This window comes from Acinetobacter sp. YK3 (genome assembly GCF_001729365.1).
GTDB lineage: Bacteria > Pseudomonadota > Gammaproteobacteria > Pseudomonadales > Moraxellaceae > Acinetobacter > Acinetobacter vivianii.
Genome location: NZ_LZPJ01000048.1, coordinates 1 through 8,173, shown reverse-complemented (window position 1 = coordinate 8,173; position 8,173 = coordinate 1). Strand labels below are relative to the sequence as shown.

Annotated in this window: 5 protein-coding genes, 1 tRNA gene and 1 pseudogene; all 7 read left to right on the top strand. The window is 41.7% G+C overall.

The features are described 5' to 3' along the window. Positions 1 to 254 precede the first annotated feature (254 nt). The 7 genes and pseudogenes from A9Z07_RS04615 to A9Z07_RS04585 all read left to right on the top strand — a co-directional run bounded on the left by A9Z07_RS04615 (position 255) and on the right by A9Z07_RS04585 (position 8,005). Entirely contained in the window at positions 255 to 2,357 is a 2,103-nt protein-coding gene (locus A9Z07_RS04615; protein WP_004770454.1) for a carbon starvation CstA family protein, read from the top strand. A 2-nt stretch (positions 2,358 to 2,359) separates the two neighbouring features. Beyond that, a complete protein-coding gene (locus A9Z07_RS04610; protein ID WP_004770453.1) occupies positions 2,360 to 2,662 on the top strand; it encodes a YbdD/YjiX family protein in 303 nt (100 codons plus the stop codon). Between the two features lie 78 nt (positions 2,663 to 2,740). Continuing rightward, positions 2,741 to 3,700: an AAA family ATPase gene (locus tag A9Z07_RS04605; RefSeq protein WP_069577252.1), complete on the top strand. Its 960-nt coding sequence runs from the start codon at positions 2,741 to 2,743 to the stop codon at positions 3,698 to 3,700. Between the two features lie 13 nt (positions 3,701 to 3,713). Continuing rightward, entirely contained in the window at positions 3,714 to 4,631 is a 918-nt protein-coding gene (locus A9Z07_RS04600) for a DUF58 domain-containing protein (RefSeq protein WP_069577248.1), read from the top strand. A 2-nt stretch (positions 4,632 to 4,633) separates the two neighbouring features. Then, on the top strand, positions 4,634 to 6,622 hold the full coding sequence (locus A9Z07_RS04595) for a transglutaminaseTgpA domain-containing protein (protein WP_069577245.1): 1,989 nt from the start codon (positions 4,634 to 4,636) through the stop codon (positions 6,620 to 6,622). 35 nt (positions 6,623 to 6,657) lie between these two features. Then, a tRNA-Val gene (locus A9Z07_RS04590) sits at positions 6,658 to 6,734 on the top strand. A gap of 254 nt (positions 6,735 to 6,988) precedes the next feature. Then, positions 6,989 to 8,005: pseudogene (locus A9Z07_RS04585) on the top strand (tyrosine-type recombinase/integrase). Positions 8,006 to 8,173: the final 168 nt, after the last annotated feature.

Below are 8,173 nucleotides of genomic sequence, written 5' to 3'. Positions count from 1 at the left end.
CAGCAAGAAGAAAGCGTTCGTGTAGATACCCGTACTGGTGACTACCTAGAGCGTGCATAATTGTGAAGGCGTAGCTGAGCTACGCAAGATATACAATTATCGAAGGGGATGATGAACAATCATCCCTTTTTTTATGCCAAAGTATTAGATAAATAATTGAAGCTAGAAGGTAAACTTACAAAGATATTTCTTCTACAGAAAATATAGAAAGGGAAAGCTAAATAACCACGCGTTATGTATTTGAGAGGTTTTGAATGGAGACAACACAAGCGAAGTCAACACTTTCCTCAAAACTCCTATGGAGTTTGGTTGCCATTGTTGGGGCAATTTCATTTGGGATATTGGCGGTTAGTCGTGGTGAGCATGTCAATGCAGTCTGGTTGGTTCTTGCTGCGGTCTGTGTATATAGCATTGCATATCGGTTCTACAGTTTATTTATTGCAAACAAAGTTTTTGAATTAAATCCTAAACGGTTAACACCAGCTCATCGCCTTGCCGATGGTCTGGATTATGTACCGACCAATAAATTCGTTTTATTCGGTCATCACTTTGCTGCGATTGCTGGAGCAGGGCCTTTAGTCGGGCCGATTCTTGCAGCACAAATGGGTTATTTACCCGGTACCATCTGGCTCTTGGTCGGTGTAGTGATTGCCGGTGCGGTACAAGATTTTCTGGTTTTATTTATCTCCACACGACGCGATGGTCGCTCTTTAGGTGAGATGGCAAAACAGGAGCTTGGTACTTTTGCTGGTGTGATAGTGATGCTGGGTACGCTTGGTGTAATGATCATTATCCTTGCAGTACTGGCACTGGTGGTGGTTAAAGCTTTGGCACATAGCCCGTGGGGTGTGTTCAGTATTGCAGCGACGATTCCAATTGCTTTATTCATGGGCATCTACATGCGTTATCTCCGCCCAGGGAAAATTGCTGAGGTTTCAATTATTGGCTTTGTGCTGATGATGGCGGCAATTGTCTACGGTGGTGACGTGGCGAAAGATCCATATTGGGGACAGTTATTTACCCTCAGTGGAACACAATTGACATGGGCGCTGATTATTTATGGCTTTATCGCTTCGGTATTACCAGTTTGGTTGTTATTAGCGCCACGTGATTATTTATCAACTTTCTTGAAAATTGGTGTGATTGCAGGTTTGGCGATCGGGATTATCTTTGCGATGCCTGACCTGAAAATGCCAGCAGTCACGCATTTTGTTGATGGTACAGGGCCTGTATTTGCAGGTAGTTTATTTCCATTTCTATTTATTACCATTGCTTGTGGTGCGATTTCAGGCTTCCATGCGCTGGTTGCGTCAGGCACAACCCCTAAACTGGTCGATAATGAAGTCAATATTCGTATGATCGGCTATGGCGGTATGTTGATGGAATCATTTGTCGGTATCATGGCAATGATCTGTGCAACGGTACTTGATCCAGGTATTTATTTTGCAATTAATGCGCCAGCAGCAGTTTTAGGAACCTCGGTAGAGACCGCTGCGGAAGCAGTGCGTAATCTTGGCTTTGTGGTTAGTCCAGAAATGTTGACCTTACTGGCTCAGGAAGTCGGTGAGAGTTCAATTCTGTCTCGTACAGGTGGTGCACCGACATTTGCAATTGGTATGGCGCATATCATTTCAGAGATTTTCAACAATCGCTCCATGATGGCGTTCTGGTATCACTTTGCGATTCTGTTTGAAGCCTTATTCATTTTGACTGCTGTCGATGCAGGAACACGTGCATGTCGTTTCATGGTGCAGGATACAGTGGGTATCGTGGTTCCAGCGATCAAGCAATCAAGTTCATTCTTTGGAAATATGGTCGGGACCTTTGTCGCGGTCGCAGGTTGGGGTTTCTTCGTTTATCAAGGTGTGGTTGATCCACTGGGTGGGATTAATTCATTGTGGCCACTCTTTGGTATTGGTAACCAGATTCTTGCATCGATGGCACTGATTTTGGGAACCGTCATTTTATTCAAAATGAAGAAAGAGAAATATGTTTGGGTGACGATTGTCCCAACGATTTTCTTGTTCATTACCTCGATGACAGCGGGCTGGCAAAAGATTTTCCACGAAAATCCGAAAATTGGTTTCCTTGCACAAGCGAATCGTTTCTCTGATGCGATTGCACGTGGTGAAGTATTGGCACCAGCCAAAACCGTTGCGGAAATGCAGACCATTGTGATGTCGAATCAAATCAATGCGGCACTTTGTGGCTTCTTTATGATTGTTGCGATTGTTATGGTGATTGCATCAATTGGCATTATACGCCGTGCTTTGGCAAGCCCAACACCAACCGCGAATGAAGCACCAGCCGTTTATTCAGAAACCCCGATGACTGCGAATAGCATCAAAGGAGAGTAGCGATGGATTTTAAAATTGCTCGACAAGGTAGCGCGGTGATCGTGAAGATTATTAAATTCACCATCATGTCGCAAAAGCACTTACTTTTGTCACCGAAGAATTGGTCGCGTATTGCTGTTTTATGGCAACGTTTGCAGCAGAGTTTCCGTCTGATGGTTGGCGTGCCTGATTATGAAACCTATGTGCAGCATATGAAGGCGCATCATCCAGATTTAACGCCGATGGATGCAAAGACTTTTTATCGTCATTGTATCGATGCACGTTATCCTTCTGCGGGTGGCAATATGAAGAAGTGTCCTTGCTAGAAATTATTTGATTTCTTTGAAAAAAAACCAAAACAGTGTATGTTGAACATACACTGTTTTATTTTGGGGGATAGAATAATGTGGGGCATGGAAAAGTCATCGGCTCAAGAGAAAACAAAACAGAATCAGGCATTAGAACAAGATATTCAAAGCTTTGCCCAGAAGATTGAGCAATTCTTATTTGAAGTAAACCAACTGATTTTAGACAAACCACAACAAACCAAATTGGCGCTAACTTGCTTGTTGGCGGGTGGTCATGTGTTGTTTGAAGATTTACCTGGCCTAGGTAAAACCACTTTAGCCAGTGCTTTGGCGCGTCTAGCTGGGCTGCATTTCCAGCGGATTCAATTCACCAATGATATGTTGGCGAGTGATGTGATTGGGATCAATATTTTTAATCAGAAAGAACATCTATTTGAGTTTAAGCAAGGGCCGATTTTTACTCAGATATTGTTGGCAGATGAAATTAACCGCTGTAGTCCCAAAACTCAAAGCGCCTTATTAGAAGCAATGGAGGAAGGGGCCGTTACCGTAGATGGTGTGCATTATGAATTGCCACAACCATTCTGGGTCTTAGCCACGCAAAACCCATTGTTTCAAAGTGGTACCTATGCATTACCAGAATCTCAACTCGACCGTTTCTTGATGCGCTTGTCGTTGGGATATCCTTCTCGACAAGCGGAAAAATTGTTATTACAACAGCGTTCACGACAGGTTTTGATCCATCAACTAAATGCTGTATTTAATCAAGCAGATATTTTGCATTTACGTGAGCTGGCAAAACAGGTTTTTCTGAGTGAGGCTGTACTCAATTACATTTTGGACTTGGCTGCTGAAACACGGAAGCTACGTCATGGGCTGTCAACACGTGGGGTATTGGCGTTGAAGGCTGCGGCACAAGCTTATGCATTGGTTGAGGGGCGTAGCTTTGTAATGACAGATGATATACAAACTGTATTTGTCGCTGTGGTGGCACATCGTTTAAGTCTGAGTGACGTTGAAGTTGGGCAGATTTTACAATCGGTCGATGTCTTATAGTTGAGATCGGCATATGCAAAAAGGAGTCAAGCAGCAGCTACAACAATGGATTGCGAAGCGCTTTCAGGTTGAAGGCAGTAAGGTTTTATTGCAGAAAGATGTGCTGGTATTTATTTATAAGCAAGGTTTCTTATATCTGGTTCTAATTGTCATTACATTTATTGCAGGGATCAACTATGCAAATAACCTGATTCTCGGGTTTTGCTTTTTAATCAGCGCTATTCTCTGTATCAGCTTTTATCTGACTTTTAAGCAACTGCATGGCTTGGAGATTGAACTGGTCGCGTCAGAGGTTGGGCAAGTGAGTCAGCCGCTAATCCTAAAAATTTTATTTAAACAATCTGTCCAGATGGTTCGATATTTGCGTTTAGATTGGCAAGAACAAGAACATTTTCTGTATCTGGACCAAACTCAGCAAAGCCTAGAACTTGTTGTTCTACCTGAACAACGCGGCAGATATGAATTGGATGCGTTGAAAATTTATGCGACCTATCCTTTGGGATTAGTCCGTGCATGGACGTATTTATATCCAAAACAAAAAGTCTGGATTGCACCGAAAGCCTATGATTGGCAGAAAGAACATAAGAGTCAGCCGACTTCGGCGCAGGATAGTCTGGATGAATTTAAAGAACTGAGAACTTTCCAACATGGAGACTCTTATCAGAATGTGGCATGGAAGCAGGTTGCACGTGGGCAGGGTTTCTTTATCAAAATGTTTGAAGCGCAGGCCAATCATCAACATGTAGAAATTGACTATCAGCAAATACCCGCATTAGGCCATGAGGAAAAATTAAGTTTTATGATGGGGCTGATTGAACAGTGTGAACAATTAGGGGATGACTATGCTGTGATTTTGCCGCATGCCAGACTGGAAAGTGGACAAGGCCAAACCCAATTGATGAAAGCCAGACTTTTACTTGCGCAGGCTTAAACATGACCAAAGCCATCTATTTTTGTATTTTAGCTGCTTTAGGATTGATCCTGATGGGTCAAGTCAGTTTTATTCCTGTCTCATTGAGTGGGTTATGGGGCATCGTTTGGCTGACTTTGGTATGGCGCTATCACAAACAAAAAATCACACCATTACCTAAACTGCTTTTAGTGGCATTTACCTTATTATCGATTGCATTGATTTATATTCAGTATCAAAGCTTGCTAGGTGTAGAGGCTGGGGTTGCATTTCTAACAACCTGTTTATTTGCCAAAAGTCTTGAATCTAAAAACACCCGTGATTTGCTGATTGTCTTTAACTTTGCCTTATTTGTCAGTGCAAGTTTGCTGTTATATAGCCAAGCATTCTGGATGGCCGTAGTTGTCTTTGTGGCATTCGTGATGTGCCTGATGGGCTTATATCGGATTCAAACTGATCTATTTAAACAGAGGAATCAGACCAGCAATCAGTTAAAACAAGATATGAGGCAAATCCTAAAATTTGTCGGGATTGCCACGCCATTTTTTATTCTGCTGTTTATTTTCTTCCCACGTTTACCGCCGCTTTGGGCGATTCCCATTCAACAGAACCACGCGACCACAGGCATCAGTGATCGAATGTCACCGGGGGATATTGCTCAATTATCTCAATCGTCTGCCTTGGCTTTTCGTATCATCGCACAGATGTATGATTTGCCTAGTCGATCAGAATTGTATTGGCGAGCGTTGGTTTTAGACGAATATGATGGAACCACATGGAGCAGTAGTTTTTACAATCAGCACTTAAAGCATATCCCGGTCTCATCGCGTCGTGTGAGTTATCAATATTTACCTGCTGATGAGCAAGCCAACTGGATCATGGGACTGGAATATTCGATTCCCCAAGAGCGTTATTTACAGCTGTATCAAGACGATAGTATTCGTCCTTCTAAATTGATTAAACGCAATCAACCCATACAGATGCTTTGGCTAGGGCGAACAGCAGCAGAGCCTATTTTCCTGTCACCGCGTCAACTTGAACTGAATACTCGATTTGATGAGGGTAAAGACAAAAAAGCACAGCAACTGGCGCAGCAATTATTTGAGCAGAACCAGAGACAGCCTGAAAAATACTTACAATCAGTGCTGTCGTGGTATAGGAAAAATGGCTTTACCTATACGTTGACGCCAGGCACTTTGAGTGGAGATCGGATTGATCAATTCCTGTTTTCTAGTCGCAAAGGGTTTTGTGAACATTATGCATCTAGCTTTGTCATGCTAATGCGTTATGCCGGAATTCCTGCACGGGTGGTGACTGGCTATCAAGGTGGACAATTGGCGCCAGACGGACAAAGTTGGGAAGTACGCCAGCTGGATGCGCATGCATGGAGCGAGGTTTATCTGAATGGAAAATGGCAAAGGATCGATCCAACTGCAATGATTGCACCGCAACGAATTGATACGGGGATGCAAGATTATCTGGCGCAAGATCAGGCTGTATGGGGAGAAGGGCAAACTCAGGCTTGGCGTTTGCAGCAATTTAAATTTTTGAAGAATGTACGCATCTGGAGTGATTATTTAAGTTACCAATGGCAAAGCAAAGTGGTTGGTTATGATGCAGAAAAACAGAAAAACTGGCTATCCAGATTAGGTCTGGATTCAAGTTATGGTTATGTGATTGTTTTAGTTGTTGGGATTGGAAGTATTTTAATCATCTATGCAGGATGGTACTGGTGGAGACAAAGAGGGCAACAAGATCAGTATCAACGCATGATTATTCAATTTGAAAAAAAATTGCCCAAGCATTTGCATAAATATTCAGCTGAAACTTTTCAAAGCTGGATGCAGCGACTCTCTATGTTGGTTGAGGAGAAAGATTCATTTAAACAAGTGACTGTGTTATATCAAAAAATCGTATTTTTAGAGCAAAAGGATAAGGTAAATACCCAAGAGTTTAAGCAGTTGCTTAAAGACTGTGCGATTGTAATAAAACAGTCGCAAAAAAACTTGTGAAGCGTCAAAAAAATGAATATTATGCTTCTCATTCTAGGTGTATAGCTCAGTTGGTTAGAGCGCTACGTTGACATCGTAGAGGTCTCCAGTTCGAGTCTGGATATACCTACCAAGATAAAAGCTGATAAATTTCAGCGTTTTAAGGCCGAATTTTAACGAATTCAGCCTTGTTTTTATTGTCCTTCGGGTCAAATTTGAACCTTCAAAAAGTTCAAAAAAGGCATAAAAACTACTTTATATTCCGCTTTTGGGCGCCATTTTCAGCATCTAATGTCGAAGTATGGCTCTCGGATCGGGCGCCAACGGGCGAACTTTTTCGTTCCTCTTTGTTGCGCTTGATTTAAGCACAAATATTTAGAGGTTAATATGCAAAAGCCAGTCAAGCGCGGTAATTCTTATCGCATCCAAGTAAAATACAAACATCTCCGTGACGCAGCCACAAGAGACACCGCAAAAGAGTGTACAGATTGGGCAGCACGTCGATTGATGGAACTCCAGCTGCAATACCAAGAAGAATTAAAAAAACTCGAACAACCAGATATCCCTTTTTCCGAACTATTCACCCAGTATTATGAAAATGTAGGGAAACATAAAAAAAGTAGCTCCTATATCAAGAACTATCTTAAACGTCTCAACTATTATTGTGGCAATTTAGCAAACACTTCGATTTACGACATCAATCCACAAGATATGGTTGCCCTCAGAGATCGTCGTTTAAAGGTAGTTAAATCAAGTACGGTCAGCCGAGAACTAAGTCTATGTTCAGCTGTATTCACATATGCTGTTAGTGAATTATTCTTATTAAAAAATAATCCTGTTCAAGTTATTAAGAAGCCATCTCTACCGCCGCCGCGAAACCAACGAATTTCAGATGAACATGTAAAAATCATCCTAGCTGGTTTGGATAATTACAATGAAGAAAAAGAGCCTGTTACGCCAGCTCAAGAGGTCGCCTGGGCATTTCTGTTTGCCATGGAATCCTCTATGCGTAGAGGTGAGATCCTTGGTATTCATGATATCCATGATTTTGGTGATTATGTGCATTTACCTGACACCAAAAACGGAAGTGCACGAGATGTACCTTTAACAACACGCTGACGTAAATTGCTGGATCTGTTAAAGGGTAGAAAAGGGAAGTTGCTTAAACACAACAGCAATTCCTTTAGACTTATCTGGCAACGCAATTTAGCAAAGGTTGGCTTGAATGGAGTCATAACGTTCCATGATACGCGACATGAAGCAATTACACGTCTGGTCAATATTCAGAAAATACCCGTTGAGATCCTTGCTAAGATCACAGGTCATAAAACTATTAACGTGCTAGTTAACACTTACTATAATCCTAGTGCATCCGAGATTGCCAAAATGTTGAACGCTGCTTAATATATGCCCCATTTAATGGGGTGTATTTTTTATGAAAAAAATAAATGTTAAAAAATTAATTTTTATAGGCTTTCTAATCTTTTTCGGATGTTTTTTTATTTCTTTGATAGCAAAGAAAATATTTGAACTGGATACTGACTTCTTATCCGCTTCAGCTACACTTTATGC

Bases quoted from the DNA above. Each gene is read 5' to 3' on its own strand.
- A9Z07_RS04615 (WP_004770454.1), top strand. From the start codon at position 255: ATGGAGACAACACAAGCGAAGTCAACACTTTCCTCAAAACTCCTATGG.
- A9Z07_RS04610 (WP_004770453.1), top strand. From the start codon at position 2,360: ATGGATTTTAAAATTGCTCGACAAGGTAGCGCGGTGATCGTGAAGATT.
- A9Z07_RS04605 (WP_069577252.1), top strand. From the start codon at position 2,741: ATGTGGGGCATGGAAAAGTCATCGGCTCAAGAGAAAACAAAACAGAAT.
- A9Z07_RS04600 (WP_069577248.1), top strand. From the start codon at position 3,714: ATGCAAAAAGGAGTCAAGCAGCAGCTACAACAATGGATTGCGAAGCGC.
- A9Z07_RS04595 (WP_069577245.1), top strand. From the start codon at position 4,634: ATGACCAAAGCCATCTATTTTTGTATTTTAGCTGCTTTAGGATTGATC.